The sequence below is a fragment of the Agrobacterium sp. RC10-4-1 genome, assembly GCF_014138475.1.
In the GTDB taxonomy this organism is placed as follows: domain Bacteria; phylum Pseudomonadota; class Alphaproteobacteria; order Rhizobiales; family Rhizobiaceae; genus Agrobacterium; species Agrobacterium pusense.
This window is the reverse complement of record NZ_JACJIT010000002.1, coordinates 695,378-712,934: the sequence shown is the minus strand read 5'-3', so window position 1 is coordinate 712,934 and position 17,557 is coordinate 695,378. Positions and strand designations below refer to the sequence as shown.

24 protein-coding genes are annotated in these 17,557 nt (G+C 59.0%); 1 reads left to right on the top strand and 23 read right to left on the bottom strand.

The genetic code is table 11. The annotated features are described in order from the left end of the window. Nucleotides 1-3: 3 nt before the first annotated feature. The 23 genes from FHW77_RS07865 to FHW77_RS07755 all read right to left on the bottom strand — a co-directional run bounded on the left by FHW77_RS07865 (nt 4) and on the right by FHW77_RS07755 (nt 16,701). Nucleotides 4-183 carry a hypothetical protein gene (locus tag FHW77_RS07865; RefSeq protein ID WP_182590392.1) on the bottom strand — a complete coding sequence of 60 codons (180 nt, stop codon included), beginning with the start codon at nt 181-183 and terminating at the stop codon, nt 4-6. Nucleotides 184-284: 101 nt separating this feature from the next. Then, complete coding sequence (locus FHW77_RS07860) at nt 285-2,486, bottom strand: bifunctional DNA primase/polymerase (protein ID WP_182590391.1); 2,202 nt, start codon at nt 2,484-2,486, stop codon at nt 285-287. After that, the gene (locus FHW77_RS07855; RefSeq protein ID WP_286086101.1) at nt 2,470-3,711 is read right to left on the bottom strand and encodes a DNA cytosine methyltransferase; all 1,242 of its coding nucleotides are present in this window, start codon (nt 3,709-3,711) and stop codon (nt 2,470-2,472) included. The genes FHW77_RS07860 and FHW77_RS07855 overlap by 17 nt, the downstream gene beginning before the upstream one ends. After that, nucleotides 3,711-4,094: a DUF6511 domain-containing protein gene (locus FHW77_RS07850; protein ID WP_182590390.1), complete on the bottom strand. Its 384-nt coding sequence runs from the start codon at nt 4,092-4,094 to the stop codon at nt 3,711-3,713. The genes FHW77_RS07855 and FHW77_RS07850 overlap by 1 nt, the downstream gene beginning before the upstream one ends. Further along, on the bottom strand, nt 4,091-5,083 hold the full coding sequence (locus tag FHW77_RS07845) for an NUMOD3 domain-containing DNA-binding protein (RefSeq protein WP_182590389.1): 993 nt from the start codon (nt 5,081-5,083) through the stop codon (nt 4,091-4,093). The genes FHW77_RS07850 and FHW77_RS07845 overlap by 4 nt, the downstream gene beginning before the upstream one ends. Beyond that, complete coding sequence (locus FHW77_RS07840) at nt 5,074-5,751, bottom strand: MT-A70 family methyltransferase (protein ID WP_286086095.1); 678 nt, start codon at nt 5,749-5,751, stop codon at nt 5,074-5,076. The genes FHW77_RS07845 and FHW77_RS07840 overlap by 10 nt, the downstream gene beginning before the upstream one ends. Then, a complete protein-coding gene (locus tag FHW77_RS07835) occupies nt 5,729-5,953 on the bottom strand; it encodes a hypothetical protein (protein WP_182590388.1) in 225 nt (74 codons plus the stop codon). Before FHW77_RS07835 ends, FHW77_RS07840 begins: the two co-directional genes overlap by 23 nt. Continuing rightward, a complete protein-coding gene (locus tag FHW77_RS07830) occupies nt 5,946-6,230 on the bottom strand; it encodes a hypothetical protein (RefSeq protein ID WP_182590387.1) in 285 nt (94 codons plus the stop codon). The genes FHW77_RS07835 and FHW77_RS07830 overlap by 8 nt, the downstream gene beginning before the upstream one ends. A 268-nt stretch (nt 6,231-6,498) precedes the next feature. Next, nucleotides 6,499-7,020 carry a siphovirus Gp157 family protein gene (locus FHW77_RS07825; RefSeq protein ID WP_182590386.1) on the bottom strand — a complete coding sequence of 174 codons (522 nt, stop codon included), beginning with the start codon at nt 7,018-7,020 and terminating at the stop codon, nt 6,499-6,501. Next, on the bottom strand, nt 7,017-7,523 hold the full coding sequence (locus FHW77_RS07820) for a metallophosphoesterase (protein WP_182590385.1): 507 nt from the start codon (nt 7,521-7,523) through the stop codon (nt 7,017-7,019). Before FHW77_RS07820 ends, FHW77_RS07825 begins: the two co-directional genes overlap by 4 nt. A gap of 90 nt (nt 7,524-7,613) precedes the next feature. After that, a complete protein-coding gene (locus tag FHW77_RS07815) occupies nt 7,614-9,368 on the bottom strand; it encodes a DEAD/DEAH box helicase (RefSeq protein ID WP_182590384.1) in 1,755 nt (584 codons plus the stop codon). Further along, nucleotides 9,368-9,712: a DUF2493 domain-containing protein gene (locus FHW77_RS07810; protein ID WP_182590383.1), complete on the bottom strand. Its 345-nt coding sequence runs from the start codon at nt 9,710-9,712 to the stop codon at nt 9,368-9,370. The genes FHW77_RS07815 and FHW77_RS07810 overlap by 1 nt, the downstream gene beginning before the upstream one ends. Beyond that, a complete protein-coding gene (locus FHW77_RS07805) occupies nt 9,713-10,249 on the bottom strand; it encodes a sigma-70 family RNA polymerase sigma factor (RefSeq protein WP_182590382.1) in 537 nt (178 codons plus the stop codon). 23 nt (nt 10,250-10,272) lie between these two features. Next, a complete protein-coding gene (locus FHW77_RS07800; RefSeq protein WP_182590381.1) occupies nt 10,273-11,202 on the bottom strand; it encodes a PDDEXK family nuclease in 930 nt (309 codons plus the stop codon). A 44-nt stretch (nt 11,203-11,246) separates the two neighbouring features. Then, complete coding sequence (gene dnaN, locus FHW77_RS07795) at nt 11,247-12,296, bottom strand: DNA polymerase III subunit beta (protein WP_182590380.1); 1,050 nt, start codon at nt 12,294-12,296, stop codon at nt 11,247-11,249. Between the two features lie 63 nt (nt 12,297-12,359). Beyond that, complete coding sequence (locus tag FHW77_RS07790; RefSeq protein ID WP_025593834.1) at nt 12,360-12,938, bottom strand: DUF669 domain-containing protein; 579 nt, start codon at nt 12,936-12,938, stop codon at nt 12,360-12,362. A gap of 182 nt (nt 12,939-13,120) precedes the next feature. After that, nucleotides 13,121-13,894, bottom strand: a complete 774-nt coding sequence (locus FHW77_RS07785; protein ID WP_112155994.1) for an ATP-binding protein — start codon at nt 13,892-13,894, stop codon at nt 13,121-13,123. An 89-nt stretch (nt 13,895-13,983) separates the two neighbouring features. Beyond that, nucleotides 13,984-14,211: a hypothetical protein gene (locus FHW77_RS07780; protein ID WP_111788301.1), complete on the bottom strand. Its 228-nt coding sequence runs from the start codon at nt 14,209-14,211 to the stop codon at nt 13,984-13,986. Then, entirely contained in the window at nt 14,211-14,411 is a 201-nt protein-coding gene (locus tag FHW77_RS07775) for a hypothetical protein (RefSeq protein WP_182590379.1), read from the bottom strand. Before FHW77_RS07775 ends, FHW77_RS07780 begins: the two co-directional genes overlap by 1 nt. A 60-nt stretch (nt 14,412-14,471) precedes the next feature. After that, nucleotides 14,472-15,563 (bottom strand): hypothetical protein, encoded by a 1,092-nt coding sequence (locus FHW77_RS07770; RefSeq protein ID WP_182590378.1) that lies wholly within the window; start codon nt 15,561-15,563, stop codon nt 14,472-14,474. Between the two features lie 62 nt (nt 15,564-15,625). Next, nucleotides 15,626-15,907 (bottom strand): hypothetical protein, encoded by a 282-nt coding sequence (locus FHW77_RS07765; RefSeq protein ID WP_182590377.1) that lies wholly within the window; start codon nt 15,905-15,907, stop codon nt 15,626-15,628. Continuing rightward, nucleotides 15,904-16,254, bottom strand: a complete 351-nt coding sequence (locus FHW77_RS07760; protein ID WP_182590376.1) for a hypothetical protein — start codon at nt 16,252-16,254, stop codon at nt 15,904-15,906. The genes FHW77_RS07765 and FHW77_RS07760 overlap by 4 nt, the downstream gene beginning before the upstream one ends. Nucleotides 16,255-16,293: 39 nt before the next feature. Then, nucleotides 16,294-16,701 (bottom strand): beta-sandwich lipoprotein, encoded by a 408-nt coding sequence (locus tag FHW77_RS07755; protein ID WP_182590375.1) that lies wholly within the window; start codon nt 16,699-16,701, stop codon nt 16,294-16,296. 104 nt (nt 16,702-16,805) lie between these two features. Here FHW77_RS07755 and FHW77_RS07750 point away from each other — a divergent pair, with 104 nt between their 5' ends. Then, nucleotides 16,806-17,408 carry a hypothetical protein gene (locus FHW77_RS07750; protein WP_210276976.1) on the top strand — a complete coding sequence of 201 codons (603 nt, stop codon included), beginning with the start codon at nt 16,806-16,808 and terminating at the stop codon, nt 17,406-17,408. The last annotated feature ends 149 nt before the right edge of the window (nt 17,409-17,557 follow it).

The following is a 17,557-nucleotide window of genomic DNA, read 5'->3' as shown; positions in this document are numbered from 1 at the left end:
CCCTCAGTGCTTCTTGTGGTCGCCTCGATCACCCTCGCCGGGCTTGGCGTCATGCTTCGCCGTGTGCCGCTTGTCAGCGGACAGCGACCGGCCGACATCGACGCTTTCCTTGAACTGGCCTTTTTCGTCGCGACGTACGTAGCGCTTGTCAGTGCCGGTGTCGATTAGCTCTCTCTTGGACATGAAATCTCTCCTCGCTCACATTGAGAAAGGACAACGCGTGGGATTCCAAAAGGATGCGCACGTTCTCAGCGGCCCGCATACAGATGAGCCTGCGAGGCGGCCTAAGCCGCCCTCACAAACACCGCCAGCTCTCGCCGCACCGGGTCCCGTTCCTCCCGCTCGACAAGCGCGCCCTCACGCATCAGGGCAGTCACAAGGCTGGCCGCTCGCTTGCGCTCCACGTTATCGTCCAAATCCAGCCCCACAGCGTACGCTACAGCGCCTCCGACCCAGTTCTTGGCCTTCGGTGACTTCTTGTAGTCGGACGCGCTCACGGCCGCGAGAATGGACGCGCGCTGGTCTTCTGTGAGGTCGCCCGCGACATCCTCGGCGCTAGGCCACTGCCATTCGGTTACGACAGGCGCAAAGTCCTGCGGCTGAGCAAGGCCCGTCCCGTTTCCGAGTGGCGTCGAGACCAGATGCCGCCACTCTGCCTTGTGCGAAAGCGGCGTCAGATTGGACTTCCCGTATGTGGTATAGAAATAGCCGAAGCGGTCAGCTTTATCGATGCCAGCCTCTCCTGCCTGCTCTTCGGACATGCGGTTGAGCACCCGGACTGAACGCGCCGCACCGATCAGTGACACCGCACCACGGGCATCTTCGACAGTGGCTTCTCGGTCGGCCACCTTGCGCAGATGGTGCACGATGTCGATCGAGCAGTTGGTGTAGTCGGCAATCTGCGCCCAGAGCTTTGCCACCTTGTCGATCGCGCCGTTGTCGTTCTCGTTGACGCCATGCGTGGAAACGAACGGGTCTACAATCATCACGTCAATGACGTTGCGCTCGATCTGCTCGACCACCGCCTCAACAATCGGCTGCTGGATGCGAACGCCAGCCTTCTTGTCTTCGATGGCGACGCAAAGCTCCTGCTCGCGGCCGCTGTCCAGGAAGAGATGCCCTTCGAGGTCAGCAGGCTTCAGCTTGTAGTGGATGCACGCGGCCATGATACGCCGCTCCATTTCGTCACGCGGATCCTCGGCGTTGAATATCCACGTGCGCAGACGCTTCGGGGGCTTCGTGCCAAGCAGCGCCCTGCCCGACACCATGGCGAGCGCCTCGGCGATGCTGCTCGACGTCTTACCAAGCCCGCCCGGCGATACCGTGACGGACACATATTTGCGGATGAAGTGCGAGCCGTAGGCGAACTCGCGCCGCGGCAGGGTCTTGGGATCGATCCACTTGAATGCAGTGGCTGTGATTGGTGAGGACGGAGGCGCGTTGTCGTTGGCAGGATCAATGTCGCCAATCGGTGACTCCTCTTTCGGCGGTGCGGCTTCCACCACAACATTCTCATCCACCGCAGCCGCCTGCTCACGCAGCCTGCCTTTCTCAAGCCCCCGCTGGATCATCCGCGTGATGTCCACCAGGCGCGTGTTGTCCTGCGCCGGGAAGTCAGGCTCCGGAATGTTGCGCGGGTTCTGGATACCAGCCTTTAGGCCGTTCTCAATCGTCTTGCAGCAGCGTGACCAGTCCCTGCCCCAGCCGCGAGCTACGTCCTGCAGCATGGCGCGTGCCTCGGCCTCGCCGAGCGCGCCGGCGCCTACGATAGTGCCGATCGAGAACGCGGCGTCGTTGAGCGCATTGTTGCGCGTGCCCATAGGCGCGCCGGCAAGGTCTGCCAGCTCGCGATCGACGGCCGCATCCACATAGGCGTTGTTGGTCGCGGCCGACAGACTGTACTGGGTGTGAGCAGGCGCCGACTTCGGCAACAGCAGGTCGAGCAGCCACGCCGGTGCGTCCGCGATCTCGCGCGTGTCCGTTTCCCACTTGTAGGACCGGCCGTTGGCCATCGTGCTTCCAGCGGCCAGCACGTAACCACCCTCTGACCGGATATCCACGCCAGCACCAAGAGCGCCACGGTTGCGCGTGCCGACGACGTACTTGAAGTATATATGAAGGCCACCATTCGGGCTCGTCACGCGCGCCGTATCGGGCAGCGGGCCATGCTCTGCTTCCATTTCCGCCAGCCAGTCGAAGCCGTTTGCACCGCCCGGCTTGTTGTCGATGTCGAGCGCGAAGAAGCCGGTCTTTTCGCCTGTCGGCAAACCAACGGCAGCATCCGGCCAGTCCGACCACCATCTCTCGATGATGCGCGGAAAGCGCGTTGCTGCCTTAAAGCCATTTGGAGTCAAAGGCGTCTTTTCGCCGAGCGTGATGATCTCGCCGGTGGCCTGGTCGACATGCTCCTCGGCGTGCGAACGGCATGGAAACACCGGCCATCCTTCGGCGGCGTAGTGTTGCGCTAGTTCAAGCGGCGTTTGCAATGGGGGTCTCCTGATTGTCGTTGGCTGGCATGAACCGCGCGATGCGCTGACCGAGCCAGACGAACTTCGGCACTGCCCAGCTGTTGCCGAGCGCCTTGTATCGTGGGCCGTCCGGGCTCGTTGGCTTGCCGCGCCATGGGATGTCGGTGTAGCCGTCGGGGAAGCCCTGTAGACGCTCGCACTCGACGGGCGTTAGGCGGCGGACAGCTGAGCCCACCATGGCGGCCTGATGCCCTCCTCCATTGGTGTGGCTGTCCTTGTGTCCCATCGCCCGCTGAGTGCCTGCGATTTCACCGACACCAAAGCCGCTTTGGCCTGACGCCTTGCAATCGAACGCCAACACATGCGGTTTGTCACCACCACCCTGGCTAGCACGCAATGCAGTAGCAATATCTCCACCTAGTTCTGCTGTCGAACCGCCGTCGCGACCTCGGATGGCGACAGTGACAGCAACAACCGGATCCTGCCCGCGAGGGTCCCCAGGTCGCTCTATTCCCCGGCCGCTGCTAACAAGGCTTGGTGCAACTGGGTGGGTAATACCTTTCCCCGCTTCTCGGCTCGGCGGAGTATCCCTGAACATGCTTTCGGGCTCAAAAAGAACCGCTGCGGGATCTGCCCCGTTTCCAAAATCTGCGACAACGAGCACACGGCGGCGTCGTTGGGCCACTCCGAAAAATTGCCCATCTTTGACAGCCCACGCGGCCCGTCCTTTAGGTCCAGAGACCATACCGTGACGCGCCCACTTACCTCTTCTCGGTGGTTCGATGGGGGAATCTGCTCCCACAAGTCCGGCGAGGAAGCAGCCGAAGGCGTTGTCTTTGGTGCTGAGAACGCCGACGACGTTTTCCCAGACGACGTTCCGAAGTCCATTGTTAGCTGCAAGCTCATGCGCAAGCCTCACGAATTCGAGTGACAAGTTGCCTCGCGCGTCGGCGAGAGATTGGCGTAGGCCGGCAACGCTGAATGCTTGGCAAGGCGTGCCGCCAGCGAGAATATCGACGCGGCCGAGCGTCTTGGTGTCGATCTTGGTGAAGTCGCCAAGGTTGGGCACATCCGGATAATGGTGCTTCAGTACGGCTGACGGGAATTTCTCGATCTCCGAGAACGCCACGGCTCTCCAGCCGAGTGGGTGCCAAGCGACCGACGCGGCCTCAATGCCCGAACATACGGACAGAAAGCGCAGGCCGTTACGATTATCATTTGCGTGCTGCATCTTACCCTCCATCAAAACGGCGCCTCCTTGAGGGCCTCACGCACGCCCTTGGCAAAACCGGTGATCGCCGCCTTCACCATCATCCGCTGCATGAGCTCATCGAAATGTGCGAGTTCCGTAACGCCGTGCTCGGCAATGTATTCACCAACAGCATCAACGCCGGCATCAAGTGCCTTGAGTTCGTAGATTGACAATCTGTCCATCTTGGATAAATCCCCCACGGCTACGATGCATTGTTTGCAGAGAAATCCGTTGTCGATGACGCGCGCACCCTGTTTGATGGCGCGGCCAATGCCGATCGCAATGCGACCACAGCACATGCAGGTGGTTGGATTGTCATTTTCGTCGGCTGTTGGCGTTATTGGCAGAACTGGCTGTCCTGGGAGTTTGGTCATGCTTTTTCCCCCACGTGATCGTCAGGAAAATTCAGATAGCAATTCCCTCGCCCCCATGCTTCGATAGCTGCTGAATCATAAGCTCTAGCGGCATCTTCAGCAGAGCCGTAGCGCCCAACGTTCCGTCGAACTCCATTAACGGTAATCCTTGCAGCCCACCGACCACGCTGGCTGGAAACTCCTTTGTACCCGGACGAACTATCAGCCCGAGGAGGAACCAGATGGAGCGCCATCATCACGCTTGAGACATGTTCGGATGTTTTCGGCACGCCTGAACCTACAGCTGAGAGTTTCGCGCGATGGTCCTCGCTTAATTTGCGACCTCGAAGTGACGCGGCTATCTTGGCGCGGGTCTCGGTAGACAGGATCGCCCCCGTTCTTGAGGCTTGCCCTTTCTTCGACGCCGATATCTTGGCTCTAGTGTCTGCGCTACGAACAGTCCCTAGCGCATATGTATTCCCTAGGTTGGCAGCGCTAACTTTTGCTTTCGCCTCTTCTGTGTGCCTTCTTCCAGTGTTCGCTCTTGCTATTTTTGCCACATGCTCTGGCCGTAGTTTTCGTCCTTTGTGGGCGGCGGAAATAAGCGCTTTTGTGGAGACAGAGGCAGTCCTTCCAATAGCAGCCTTTGATATTTTGGCTCGCGTCTCTTCACTAGCAACCCATCCAGAGTTACCCTCTCCGCCATCTGTTAGATTGACCAAGCTTCCGGAATCGTTGTCCAGTCTACCGTAGCGCGAAATCAACGCCATTTCATGAGCATGGGCCTGCGACTCGTGGATGAAGTAGTCAATTATCTCTACCGTGCATCCGCCCCGCGCGTGTATTTCCTTGAACAACTTCGATCGCTGGGTTGTGACCCAAGCGCGCCTTCCTTTACCCTTGCCGACATAAAAAGGCACTCCTGAAGCATCACGCCAGAGGTAGGTATAAAAGAGGTCTAGTGTCGCGGCCGGGTGATAATGCATTCGTGCATCCGTGCTCACGCGCATGCCTGCATCTCCGCGTTATCTTTGGCCGCTTCAAACTTCCCCACCTGATTGCCCCAGGCAGACCAACCTGGCCACGCCTGTCTCGCAAACAGCTCAAGATACGGACCAGCGACCAAGGATTGGATGCGCCCGTACTGCTCATCAGGCTTGCGGGAATGTTCGCGGCGAGGCGCGCGGATGACCGACCGCACTCCGCGGCTCAGCCGCTTCGGCTTGCCGCGCTTGAAAAGATGGCAGACCTCGACCTCCTGCCGGGTCCAGTAGCCCATTCCCATGCGGCCCTTATCCCAGATGAAAGCCAACGAGACAGGCTTGAAGCCCCACGATGCTGCAACATCAAAAGCTTCACGCTGGAGGTGACTGACCGTCCACATGAAGAGCAGGCAGTCCTTTGCAGCGACGTCGGAAATGGGCAGCGCCGCAATATCGGCAAGCGACATCACGGCATAAGGCTGCGCACCTCGAGCGGGCGCGACATTGTCGTTGGCGTAGGTTCTGAAAGACCAAGGCGGGTCCGCCAGTATGGCGCCAAAGCGCCCCTCTGGTAATGGGTTCATATTGTCTCCTCGGACTGTGGTGTTCCCGCCGAAGCGGAAGCCGCGTTGGTGGCGCGGCGGGTGTCCAAAAAATGTATGCAGATATTGGTCAGCTTTTGGCGGTGCCGCCATACGATGCGCCGATAGGACCGTAGAGTGTTAGCGTCCACTCATGCCCATATGTTGCGGCGCATGTTCGGACCAAGCTCTCCTCCTCGTACTCGCCTGTTTCAGGGTCTTTTCCCATGCCGTAGAGCGTCATGTTCTCGAGCGGTAGTTGGACTTCACCGGTCTCGTCGTTGCGGGCCACGATGATGTAATGGCTACTACTCATTGAGGCTTTTCCTCCGAATGTCTGACGCCGCATTACGAAGGCCAGCCGCACTCGCCCCATGATGAATGGCCGCTACGGCAGCCTTCGCTCTCATCGATGCATCAATGCGAGGGTCATCGCCGGCAATCTCACGGCAAGCCTTCTCCTGCTTGTCATGCCACTGCGCGGCCAACTCATAGCCGCGCGCTTTATCTTCGCGTTCCTTCGCTACTGCCGCGATGATGCGCGCAGCCTGAACAGCTGCACTACCGTGGGCGATCATGATGGTTTTGGTCATGCGGTTTTTGCCTCCGCAGCGAGCATCTTTGCGATGGGATTTTCTGCGGGTGTGAGGCCGCCATATGGATCAAGGTAGGACCCGTTTTCTTGCAGGCCTCCTCCGAATTCCAAGTCGTACTGCTCTGACTCCGACCACCCACAGCATGGGCATCCCCACGGACCATAGATAATACCAACTCCAACGTCCGCGCTTTCGCGGTAAAGCTCATGCTCATCACAGCGAGGGCAAACGCCCTCGTCTTTTATTTCCTCGTGTCTCTTGCTCGTCATGCGACGCGGACCGACAGCTGCTCACCCGCCTCACCTATCTTTGCTCCCGGCACGTCTGTGCCCGCCTTGAGAAGGTCGGCGGTGGCCTTCTTGTCCGGCGCGGTGGTGATGCGCACCACTTCCGCAGGCAGCAGCGCCTCGTCGATGATCTCAACAGATGCAGCTTTCTTGCCGATGGAGATTGTTGCCTCGGCGAGCGGCACGCGCGGTACCCCTGCGGCTTTCAGCAGCTTGAACATCAAGCTGCGCATGGCCTCCTTGCGGCGCTCGGCGCGAGACTTCCGCGCTTGCAGGTCGGAGATGCGGCCGGCCACGGCCTTTGCCAGGCTATCGGCATCGCGCTCGCCATTGACAAGGCGCGTCAGGACAGCGTGGAAGTTGGTTTCGCCTTCCAGCATATCAGCGCGAAGTTCTTCATCCGCCTCCAACTCCGGATAGGCGGCGAGCATATCGGCGAAAAGCGCTTCTAGGTTGGCGACGTCGGCGGCCAAATAGTTGTCGTTGGCTGGTTTGGTCATGCTGTGGCTCCTGCCCATGCAACGATCTCGTCCATATGCACCGGCTTGTAGCCGATGCTCTCAACCGAAACATCGCGATGGAATGGTTCTAGCCCGGTGAGATCGCCGTGCACATGGCCGTGCAGGTTTTTCGCGCCATGGCGAAGCTGATCGAGGCGCATGGGAATATGGGAAGCGGTAAAGCCGAGGTCGCGGAATTGCTTCCATAGATAGATGCGTTGGAACAGACCCGCTGCAGCAAGCGATGGTATGTCATCGTGATTACCCACGATGAGACGAATTGCACCATTCAGCAGTGGGCGAACGCGTTTCGCGTCGGCAGTTTTCCAAGCGAAGTCGCCAAGATGATAAACAAGATCATCAGGCCTCACTGCATTGTTCCAGTTCTCGATGATCGCGCTTTCCATTTCATCCACTGACGAAAAGTGCAGGCGGCAATATCCAATAATGTTGTTGTGCCCGAAATGGGTATCACTGATGAACCAGATGTTTCTTCTGCTCATTCTTATCTCCTCAATGTGGTGACGCCATTGGTGTGGCGTAGAATTTGAAGCTAAACCGTTTTTACAAATTTGTCAAGACTTGCGCCGCAGTCAAAAAGGCACGTCATCGTCCATCAGCACCCGCCAATCCTCGTCTTCCGGCACATTGTCATTAGCCGGCGACACCCTGTTATCATTTGCCGCACCAACCACGTGCCCCACGACGTCCCAATACTTCTGGCGTGGCTTCACCGTGATCTCGACCGTGTCGGCCAGTTCGGACTGACGCTCGATCCATTCCAGCACCGTCTTTGGAAACGGCATCTTGCCGCCGTGCGCGCGCCAGTATCGGTCGGCCTTCGACTTCGGGAATCCGCTATGTTGCGGACAAACCCACTCGTTGATCGCCGTCATGCCAACCATGTAGCTGACCTTCACCGACGGCGGCTTGTCGCCCTTCCCTTCGTGGTAGTAGAAGCTGCGCGACGTGACGGTGCGGGGTTCTGGCTCAGCCGTTGACATGATTGGCGTGTCGGCCGCCGTCGCAGTAATCTTCGGGCTGTCATCGATGTCGAACTCATATCCACAGCAAGAGCACGAACGTGCGGAGGCGTGCACCTTCTCGCCACAGCCAAAACGTCCGTTCTTATCCTCGACGTCGAACGGGCACACCTTCACAGGCGCCTCTCCGTCGCCCTTGTTGGGCGTCTTTGGCTGCACCATGTCGACCGGTCCATGCTTGTCAACGAGCCCGGCGAAATCCAGCACGAGGCACGACGGTTTCGGACCGGCCTTGATCGCAGCAATGCGCTCCTGAGGCGTGTCCAGCGGCATGCCTGGCGCGTATATCACGCGGGTGCCGCGGCCCATCATCTGCACGTAAAGCGACACCGACAACGTCGGGCGAAGGGCTGCGATCAGATCAACGCCCTTGTGGTTAAAGCCGGTCGTCAGCACCGAGTTGTTGGTGAGCGCACGGATCTTGTAAGACTTGAAGTCCTCGATGATGCGCCGGCGCTCGTCCTTCGGCGTTTCGCCGCTAATCATTTCGCAGGAGATGCCACGCGAACGGATCTCGTCCCGCACGTGCTCGGCGTGCTCGACACCCGAGCAGAAGCAAAGCCACGACTTGCGGTCGGCGCCTTTGGCAACGATCTCATCTACGGCGGAGCGAGTGACGTCCATCTTGTCCACGGCAGCCTGCAACGCTGACTGCTTGTAATCGCCGCCCTGCCTGCCGACGCCCTTCATGTCGAACGTCGTGGCAGTAGCCTTGGACGAAAGCGGCGCAAGATATCCGTCAGCAACACCGTCGGCGATTCCGTAGGTGTAGACGATCTGGTCGAACAGCCGATCGTCGCCCTCATCCAGCCGGCCTGTGTCCAGCCGGTAAGGCGTGGCGGTGAGCCCCAGGATCTTCATGTCTGGATTGATGGCGCGCAGGGCCGCGATAAAGCGGCCGTACATGGTGTTGCTGTTGGCAGGGATCAAATGGCACTCGTCCACCATCAGCACGTCGATATGCCCGATGAGCGAAGCTTTGCTGTGCACGGTCTGGATGCCTGCGAAGATGATCTGGCTACGCGCGTCACGACGACCAAGGCCAGCAGAGAAAATCCCCGCCGGCGCAAACGGCCAAATGCCGAGCAGTTCAAGGTAATTTTGCTCGATCAGTTCAGCGACGTGGGTAGCGACAAGGATGCGCATGTCCGGCCAGCCTTCGACCAGCCTCTTGATGAGCGAAGCCATGAGCAGCGACTTGCCGCAGCCGGTCGCAAGATCAACGAGCGGATTGCCAGCAGTCGTTGACCAATAGTCGAAAACGGCGTTTTCTGCTTCTTCCTGGTAGTGGCGTAAGGAAAGCATTACTTCACCTCTTCGAACGGGATGCCGACCGCTATCAACCGGCCGCGCATATCTGCTGTGCCGCGTCCACCTGGGAAGACGACGCCATAGTCAGGCTTTCCTTGGTCGATCATCTGCTGGTTCCTGATTCCGCCAGCAGCCTTGCCGAGAGTTTCCCAGTCGGCTGGATATGCTTCGTAAGGCACTCCGCGACGTACCGCCCACGCCTTGGCTCTGACATCAAGGCCGCGAGCCTCGCCCTCGATAAGGACTGTGATAGGCGTCCGCTCATGCACCGCATCAAGAGCGGCAAAGGTGCGCTCGGTCTCGCAATAATCGCGCCCGCCTGTAACCACCACGCGCATTCAAGCCACCTCCCGCAGCAGCCCAAGCACCCTCGCCCGCTCATTGATGACGATCTGGCGCACGCGCTCCTTTGTGAGGCCATGGTCGTTGCCAATGGCTTCCAGCGTCTCACCCATCGCCCTGCGCATCAGCATAGTGCCATTGCGGCCTTCCAGCAGGGAGACAACGCGCGACAAGTCGGTGCCCTCCTCCTGATGCGGATCAGTGGAACCCGGCAATTCTTCGAATGCCGAGAGACTGCAGATTTCTGCAGAGCGCGACTTGGTGGAATTGGTGCGAACGAACTCCTGCGCGGTCCCCCGAACGCAGAGGACCGCCCACGTCCAGAAGGTCTCGATGCGGCATTCGCGATGACGGCGCAACATGACGACCATCGCCGACTGAAACAGCTCGTCTGCCGCGTCGTCGTTCTTGGTGATCTTTCGTGCCAGTCTTCGCAAAGCCGGCTCGTAAGCCAGCAGCTTGCGGTCGAACTCGGGACTGCGCGGGTTGTTGTCGTTGGCAGCGACAAGCGGCGTGCGTGCTACAAGCGGCATGGTGGTCTCCTCATGTGGTGTCGTCAGGCGTTGGTGGCGCCATCAATCCATGTCGTGCCGTCTCGCAGCACATACGTGATCGTCTCGGCTTCCTCGTCGCAATCCGTTTGTTCGCCGGGCACGAGCGCCGGGATCGTCAGATGCGTCGGGCAGCCTTCCTTCTGCTCGTCGAACGAGATCGGCTTTGCCCATCGCGCGCAGGACCAGTGCCCGTCGCCGCCCATCTCTGGTGACGAGTGGATGCACGACCTGCATGTGACGCGAGGCCAAGCGCTCTCCTTGCAGACAGGCTTGTGCTTGCAGAAAGTGCATTCGAACCAGTCTGCGGCCTCGTTGATGCGAGACGGTGGCTCAGGCGAATTGATGATGTGCTCTAACCGCGCCAGAAGGCGCAGACAGAACTCAGGATCGTATTCGATGCGCTCGGCATAGAGCGTATCGTCATCTTTGCAGCTGACCAGGTAGAGGCAGCGTGACAGACCGAAGGCATGCATCCCAAGCTGGCACTGGCCGTAGTGAAGCGGCTTGGCTTCCTTGCAGCCCTTCTTAACGATCTCCTTCATGCTCTTGGCGTTGCTCGATTTGAATTCGAGCAGATGCTCAGTCTTCGGCGCCTCAACGACGCCCATGGCTTTGCCGTCGCACTTGCCTCGGACGTGGCCCTGCACCAGCCTGATCTTGGCTTGCTGGCCGTAGACATCGACGCCGATACGCTCGAGGTCGGCGACAAGCCGGTCTTCCTCAATGTTGCCAGTTTCGAACAGACGCAGCTGGCGGCCGTGGTGCTTTTCCAGCGGTGAAGCCCAGCGGAACGCGTACCAAAGGGCGCGATCACATGGATTATTAGCCTCGCCAACGGATATGCCGAGGCTATCCCATGACGAGGCTGCGGCTTCGTAGGCAGCGTAGATCGCTCTTACCGTGCTGGATTCGGCGCGTGGTAATGGAGCCATTATGACCCCACTCCAGACGCGAAAAATATAATGGCGGCCATCGTCTACACCCTCATCGGCATGCAAACGAGCGTCAGCCCCTCGAAGCCGTCGGACGTGATCAGCCCCGGTGTGCCACCATCCTGCAAAGCCAGCTTGACAGGACCCGATGGCAATACGCTCAGAACGTCGCGGACGTAGGCGGCGTTGAAACCGATATCCATCGGCTCGCCGCTGTACTCCGCTTCGACTTCGTCATTTGCTGATGCCTCGCCGGCCGCAACAGCAAGCGCGATGCTACCTGGCGCAATGCTGAACTTTACGGCACGGCCACGCTCAGACGACACGGTCGACACGCGATCCGACGCCTTCATGAGCGCGTCCCGGTCGACGGTAACGACGCGTTTGTTGCTCTTCGGAATGACACGCTCGTAGTCGGGGAATGTGCCGTCGATCAGCTTTGACGTAATGCGCACGTCGTCCGACACAATGCGGATTTTCTGCTGGCTGACTGCGACCTGCACCTTGCCCTTCGGAAGCAAGCCGACTGTCTTGCGCGGGACGATAATGCCCTCGAAGGCTGGCAGATCCGGGCCGATGTGACGCCCGAGACGGTGGCCATCGGTGGCGACCGCTTCTGACTTGCCGCCCCTGAAGAACACGCCGTTCAGATAATAGCGTGTTTCCTCTGTCGAGATCGCAAACGAAACCGGCGCGAACAGCGCGGCCAAATCGATCTCGAATTCAGCGTCGAACTTTTCGTTGCCGAGCGTTGGGAAGTCATCTGCTGACAGCGTAGCAAGAGAAAAGCGCGACCGTCCGGACTTCACCAGAAGCTTGTCACCATCCAGCGTCATGGTGATGTCGCCGGTTGCCTTGCGTGCGATGTCGTTGAGCAGCTTCGCGCTGACGCAGATGTTGCCTGGCTTGCTGACCTCAGCAGGTACGCCTGCGGTGGCGACAATATCGAGGTCAGTTGCGGTGATCGCAAGGCCCTCACCTGCGGCCGCAACTTGCACGCTCGACAGGATGGGAATGGTGGATCTTGCCTCGACGACCTTCGTTGTGGCCGCAAGCGCACGCGTCAGGTCTTCCTTGTGGACGACAAGGTGCATGGGTGTCTCCTCAAATGTGGTGGAGTAGCGGGCCGCTGGTGAGGCAGCCCGCGTTGGTGTGGGTTACTTGCTGCCCCAGGGCCGGCGCGTCGTGCCAGCGGCCGCAGCGGCAGGCTTGTTGTCGTTGCTGGCTGCGGTGCGGCGATTGTCGTTGGCTGCGGCTGGCGCAGCATCGACCTTCGGCTCAGGCAGGTTGCCCTCATCAGGGTAATAGTACTTCTTCAACTCGTTGCGCGCCGCGTACTTCGGGGTACCGTCGGCATTTTTCTCCTTGCTGTCCTTGCCCATTCCGATGCGGGCAAAGAACGAGATGAAATGCAATTCATCAGAATCTTCAGGAGCCTCGTTGAGGCCGAGTGAGCGCAGTAGGCAGGCAAATTGGCGCTGGCCGATCTCCTGCGTCTGAGGATTTGGATGCTGCAGATTGTAGTTGTTGAAGACCTTGCGGCCTTTGAGTTCCTCGGGAGCAAGGACGTCTATTGTCACGCTCAGATTGATGGCGTGGTCGCGGGTATCCTTGTTCTTTTCCTTGATCTCGGACGCGCTGATCTCAAGCTGGTAGTCGCCATTCGGCAGGTTGGTGAAATCGCGCTGCTGGGTGTTCTCTTCGGTCGCTTCAACTCTGACGCCAATCTTGGCCATGCGTAGTCTCCTTGTGGTGTGATTTGGTGGTTAGCGGAGGTAGTAGCGGAAAGGTCCCCTACCGAATTGCGTCGATGCCTGATCGCGCCAGACATGAGTAAGCCAAACCCAAATGAGTTGGCCGGAGCGGGTGCGGGCTTTTACCGGATGCCACGCGAACCACGATTCGCCTCGGAACATGGTCACGTGGCCACTCCCGTCGGCGCCGGGAAGTGCTTCGCCAGTTCGGCATAGCCCTGCCCTTTTCGGTAAGGCACGGCATCCGGCATGCTGTAGCGATTCTTCGCGTTGAAGCCAGCGCCTTCCGACAAATGCACTTGACGCTCCTTGCCGCCCTCAGCGTGCGCGACTTTGGTTTGGCGAGCGACTTCCTTCTCCTTGATAGAGATGCGGTAGTTCATAAACGCGACGATGTCAGACTTCTCGCGGACAAGTGCATTGGCGCGCTTGTGCAGCTTCGGCTGATACCGGCTGTATGGGTCGGTGACTGGACTGTCGAAACGGACGATTTCAGGATGCGCTAGCATCACGACGCAGATGCCTCGTTGCGCGAGAGCAGACACGGCGGCCATCAGCTCATTCCATTCAGCATCGGCCTCAACGTATCCCTTGCCGAAGCCAGCTTCTTCGATAGAGGCCACCCCGATGCGGCGGCAGGTTGCCGCCCAGACAAGCGGCTCAAGGCCATCGAGACTGTCTAGAATGACCGTTTTTCGATCGTGTTCATCGGTGAGAAGTTCACCGAATACGTCGAGAAGCTCGTCGAAGCTTTCAATGGTGCCGGGCGTGACAAGCTCGACATCGGACGGTGTGCGCTCGCCTTCCGTCGGCAGATATAGTGCGTCAGGAAATTCGGCGGCAAGGCTGGTTTTGCCGATACCGTCGACGCCGTAGAGCAAGATGACTGGCGGGTCGGCTCTCTTCGTCGACTTCAGGCTGCTAAGTGAAATAGCCATAAGGCCTCCTCAGTGTGGTGCTGCGATGAAAATGATGGCTGCGATGTAGGCGGCGGCTGCAAAGACAATGAGCCACTGCCAATGCGTGATCAGCGTGCGAACAGGAGGCAAAAGAGCCACCAGAAGGCGCCAAGCACGACGATTGCCACGATCGCTAACGGGAACAGCGTGATGAGGGCGATTGCCGCCGCTGCTGTAACGGCGGCGATTGCACCGCGCTTCAGTCCGCGACGGACGTATTTGCGTGGCGTAGGCGTGACCGGCACGTGGTCGAGCGGAGGTGCGGTGATGGATTCGGTGTACCAAGGGGACGTCATCAGAACGCTCCCAACCAAACACCTACGCCGTGGATGATGCCGACAGGTGCGACGACGCAGCCAAAGGCCAGCAGAATCCACGCACTTGCCTGAATACAGACATAGACGTGCGTCACCCAAGCGGCGACCGCGGCGACAACAGCGCTGAGCGGCACAAGCGTGATCAGTGCCGCGCCGAGGATTGCGAAAGCATCCTTCATAAAGGTCTCCTCAATGATGTGGTGAAGTGCGGCTGGTTGGTCGCCAGCCGCTAGCGCTGGTTAGGCTGCGTTCTCGTATTCGATCCACGCCTCGACGGCGTCTTTCGCACCCTTCAAGGTGAGGCCAGCAACAGCCCTCAGCTCTTTGATCGCGTCAATCTTGAGGCCCAGCGCAGCCATGTTCTGCCACTTGTGGTCATAGACCGGCGCCGCTTCTTCATGCGTCGTGGTCAGCGTAAACACGCCGAACTGCTTGCCTTTGTATTTTGCCGCGAGGCGCTTGGCTTCCTTCTCGGCCGCGCCGGTGGACGCGTGAACGTGCGGCGTCGAGGACGGCTTTGGCTGGCCGTTTTCGATTAGGGCGACGATGGTTGTGTGATCCGATGGAGTTGACGGTATCAGTTCGAAATAATCTGGTGAGTAGCCTCCGTTCACCTGACCTTGATGAAGGCTATTTTTGTCCCAGACGACGTCGACAAAGCCGTCGAACATCCCTCGCTGGCCAATAGTAGCGGTCGCCCCCACCTTCGCAGCGCCATAGAAGCTCCGAGCCAGTTTGACCCGATCACCTACCTTGAACTTCGGTTGCGCGTTGTCGTTGCTGGCCTTGGCCTTCGCGACGACTGGCTCGTCGATCCATTCGGCGATGATGTCGTTGTCTTTCAGGCTCAACTTGTCCTCTCGATGAGATGCGCGACCATCGTCTGCCCATACCGCGCTGGCATAATTGCTGCCGTTGCCGAATACTGCGCAGCTGCCAACAATAAAGGCCGGACCAACCTTGCGGCCGTCGCGCGTCCTATAGAACTTGCCTGCCTCAATCTTGAGGGTGGTGGGCTGTTTCGGCGTGGTAGTGGAGAGGATCGGCTCAAGGTTCTCGATGTATTTTGCTCCACCGGTCCTGACACCGTCGACAATTGCCTTGTCAAAATTGACGACAACGAGCCGGGGGCCGGTTTCTGCAACCACACCTTCAACACCAATAAGCTCCTTCTCACTGTAAAGCGCGCTCTTTCCGGTGTAGCGCACCCGCTCGCCGACGCGCGGCTGCCAGGCTTCGAAGCGCTTGGCAAACATCGCGGCGTCACCGCAATAAACGAGGTCTTTGCGAACGGCGCTGACTTGGCAGACATCACCGACCTTGTAGTCCATCGGAGCTCCGCGATTGTCATTCACTCGAACCCAGTCACCAACCTTAAATCTCTGCTCACCCATCACGCTGCTCCTTCCGTTGTTGTCTCGGCGGTCATCGCGCGCCGCTGTGTGAAGTCGACCTTGACGACGTTGGTGTCGTCATCCTCTTTCGCCGGCGGTTCTCCATCCAGATCATGCTCGATCTCGAAGCCATGCCACCAGATCGTCGAGTCGCCGTCGGCAAGGCGCACCTGATACTCGCTGCCCCAGTTGCGATCGCCGATCACGACGCCAGTGAGATGAGGGTTTTGCCGGTTGCGGACTGGATCGCCGAAATTGAAGAATTCGCAATCGCAGGTCATGCCGCCACCCGCTCACTACGCAAAGCGTAGTCGTTGACCGCCTGCCCGGCTGCCAAATCGTCAGCATTGTCATTTGCGGCGGTGGGAACACGCGGGAGCGAAACCGGCATGAGGCCGGAAAGCGTGGAGCAGCCGCCGTTGTGGGGCGCCAGGCGCGTAATGCGGTCGGGATTGTTGTCGTTGGCCGGGATGATTGCGCGCTGCTTGTGCAGGCCGTATGTGCGCCGCAGCCTCTGGTATGCTGCCATTGGCTTGACGTTGTATCTGGCGGCGATATCTGCGACGCTCTCACCGTTTTCACGGCGCGCGTGCATATCCGCCAGCATAGTGCTGGTGATAAGCGTCATGTCGTCTCCTCTGGGTGGTGGTGACCTCTTGGTAGCGGGTCAGTGATTTGCGGTGAGTTCCTTGCCGTCGCCGCGGAAGTTGACGTCGGGAATTATGGACTGAGGCTTGAAGGTGACGCGGTAGTGGTACGCGCTAACCGACTTACCCTCCAACTGCTCGGCGAAAAACGTGACGTTGTCGGAGAGACCGAGAAAGTGCTTCTTGTACTGTCCGGGCCCAGTCTTGCATGTCACGTCGAGCTTTCGTTCGCCGACAGAGATGCTGCACAAGCCTTCGATGGTCAGCATATAAGTGTCGGTGATACCGTTGTAGAAAATGATGCGGCGGCTGACTTCGAAATTATCAGCTGCCTTCGACAGGTTCTGCGAGGCAATCTGTGCATCGTCGGAACAAGCCGTTAGCGTTACAGACGCAGCAAGCGCTATCGCAATTGCAATGCGGTTCATTTTGATCTCCTCTGGGTGGTGGCCGCCTTTTGGTTGACAAAGCAGCAGGGTTATGAAACTAAACTATTTTTACAAATTTGTCAAGATTTCACCAAGGTGGATGCATGCCTGAAGTTAAGTCGCGCCTCCTGCAATCGATACTGAAAGAACAGAAGCGGAGAGCCGTAAAGGATCGCGTTGTCTACGAAGAACTAGGCGTGCCTCAGCAGACCTTCAGCACCTGGAAGGCTGGTGTTATTCCGAGACCTAGACAGTACCCGGCAATTGCCGCCTTCCTCGGTGTGTCCGAAGAAGATGTTGCGGAGATGGCTCGCGAGGCGGCCGAAACCTCCCCTTCCATCACGCCCATTACGGTTGCCCGCACCTACGGCAAGATTTCCGACCGCAAGGCTGGCAAATTCAAATTCGAGCCAATCAACGATGGCCGTAAGCGCATCCCCGAAGGCAGGTACGCGATCGTCATCGACACGAAGGTGATGGAGCCTGTCTTCCACGTTGGTGTGAAAGCTTGGCTCGACCCTTCCCGCTGGCCCGCCCTTGGTGACGACGTGCTCGCGCATTCGGGTGGGTTTGCTTGGATCGGGCGATTTGAAGGAATGAGCAATGGCGCTGTTCAGCTTAGCCGCTACAACGGATCGCAGCTTGAGGTGAAAAACGTGGAAGCTGTTCATGTCATCGTCCTTTCGGAGCGGGTGGTTACGGCGTAGCAGGTTGGTGGACCGCGATGCCGCTTGACAATTCCTACAAATTTGTGTAGGAGGTTGGCTGTCCGCTGTGGTGGCGGATATGGAATACGCGCTTTGATCCCGCCTTTCGGCGAAGGTCTCCTCGGCGTGTTAGTACGGAGAAAGGGCGG

What these genes read in the sequence shown, in the direction of transcription:
- FHW77_RS07840 (WP_286086095.1), bottom strand. Translation starts at nt 5,751, where the DNA reads ATGGCGGCACCGCCAAAAGCTGACCAATATCTGCATACATTTTTTGGA.
- FHW77_RS07850 (WP_182590390.1), bottom strand. Translation starts at nt 4,094, where the DNA reads ATGACCAAACTCCCAGGACAGCCAGTTCTGCCAATAACGCCAACAGCC.
- FHW77_RS07830 (WP_182590387.1), bottom strand. Translation starts at nt 6,230, where the DNA reads ATGACCAAAACCATCATGATCGCCCACGGTAGTGCAGCTGTTCAGGCT.
- FHW77_RS07810 (WP_182590383.1), bottom strand. Translation starts at nt 9,712, where the DNA reads ATGCGCGTGGTGGTTACAGGCGGGCGCGATTATTGCGAGACCGAGCGC.
- FHW77_RS07760 (WP_182590376.1), bottom strand. Translation starts at nt 16,254, where the DNA reads ATGACGCTTATCACCAGCACTATGCTGGCGGATATGCACGCGCGCCGT.
- dnaN (WP_182590380.1), bottom strand. Translation starts at nt 12,296, where the DNA reads ATGCACCTTGTCGTCCACAAGGAAGACCTGACGCGTGCGCTTGCGGCC.
- FHW77_RS07770 (WP_182590378.1), bottom strand. Translation starts at nt 15,563, where the DNA reads ATGGACTACAAGGTCGGTGATGTCTGCCAAGTCAGCGCCGTTCGCAAA.
- FHW77_RS07825 (WP_182590386.1), bottom strand. Translation starts at nt 7,020, where the DNA reads ATGACCAAACCAGCCAACGACAACTATTTGGCCGCCGACGTCGCCAAC.
- FHW77_RS07765 (WP_182590377.1), bottom strand. Translation starts at nt 15,907, where the DNA reads ATGACCTGCGATTGCGAATTCTTCAATTTCGGCGATCCAGTCCGCAAC.
- FHW77_RS07805 (WP_182590382.1), bottom strand. Translation starts at nt 10,249, where the DNA reads ATGCCGCTTGTAGCACGCACGCCGCTTGTCGCTGCCAACGACAACAAC.
- FHW77_RS07790 (WP_025593834.1), bottom strand. Translation starts at nt 12,938, where the DNA reads ATGGCCAAGATTGGCGTCAGAGTTGAAGCGACCGAAGAGAACACCCAG.
- FHW77_RS07775 (WP_182590379.1), bottom strand. Translation starts at nt 14,411, where the DNA reads ATGAAGGATGCTTTCGCAATCCTCGGCGCGGCACTGATCACGCTTGTG.
- FHW77_RS07865 (WP_182590392.1), bottom strand. Translation starts at nt 183, where the DNA reads ATGTCCAAGAGAGAGCTAATCGACACCGGCACTGACAAGCGCTACGTA.
- FHW77_RS07785 (WP_112155994.1), bottom strand. Translation starts at nt 13,894, where the DNA reads ATGGCTATTTCACTTAGCAGCCTGAAGTCGACGAAGAGAGCCGACCCG.
- FHW77_RS07835 (WP_182590388.1), bottom strand. Translation starts at nt 5,953, where the DNA reads ATGAGTAGTAGCCATTACATCATCGTGGCCCGCAACGACGAGACCGGT.
- FHW77_RS07845 (WP_182590389.1), bottom strand. Translation starts at nt 5,083, where the DNA reads ATGCGCGTGAGCACGGATGCACGAATGCATTATCACCCGGCCGCGACA.
- FHW77_RS07755 (WP_182590375.1), bottom strand. Translation starts at nt 16,701, where the DNA reads ATGAACCGCATTGCAATTGCGATAGCGCTTGCTGCGTCTGTAACGCTA.
- FHW77_RS07800 (WP_182590381.1), bottom strand. Translation starts at nt 11,202, where the DNA reads ATGGCTCCATTACCACGCGCCGAATCCAGCACGGTAAGAGCGATCTAC.
- FHW77_RS07780 (WP_111788301.1), bottom strand. Translation starts at nt 14,211, where the DNA reads ATGACGTCCCCTTGGTACACCGAATCCATCACCGCACCTCCGCTCGAC.
- FHW77_RS07855 (WP_286086101.1), bottom strand. Translation starts at nt 3,711, where the DNA reads ATGGAGGGTAAGATGCAGCACGCAAATGATAATCGTAACGGCCTGCGC.
- FHW77_RS07820 (WP_182590385.1), bottom strand. Translation starts at nt 7,523, where the DNA reads ATGAGCAGAAGAAACATCTGGTTCATCAGTGATACCCATTTCGGGCAC.
- FHW77_RS07750 (WP_210276976.1), top strand. Translation starts at nt 16,806, where the DNA reads ATGCCTGAAGTTAAGTCGCGCCTCCTGCAATCGATACTGAAAGAACAG.
- FHW77_RS07815 (WP_182590384.1), bottom strand. Translation starts at nt 9,368, where the DNA reads ATGCTTTCCTTACGCCACTACCAGGAAGAAGCAGAAAACGCCGTTTTC.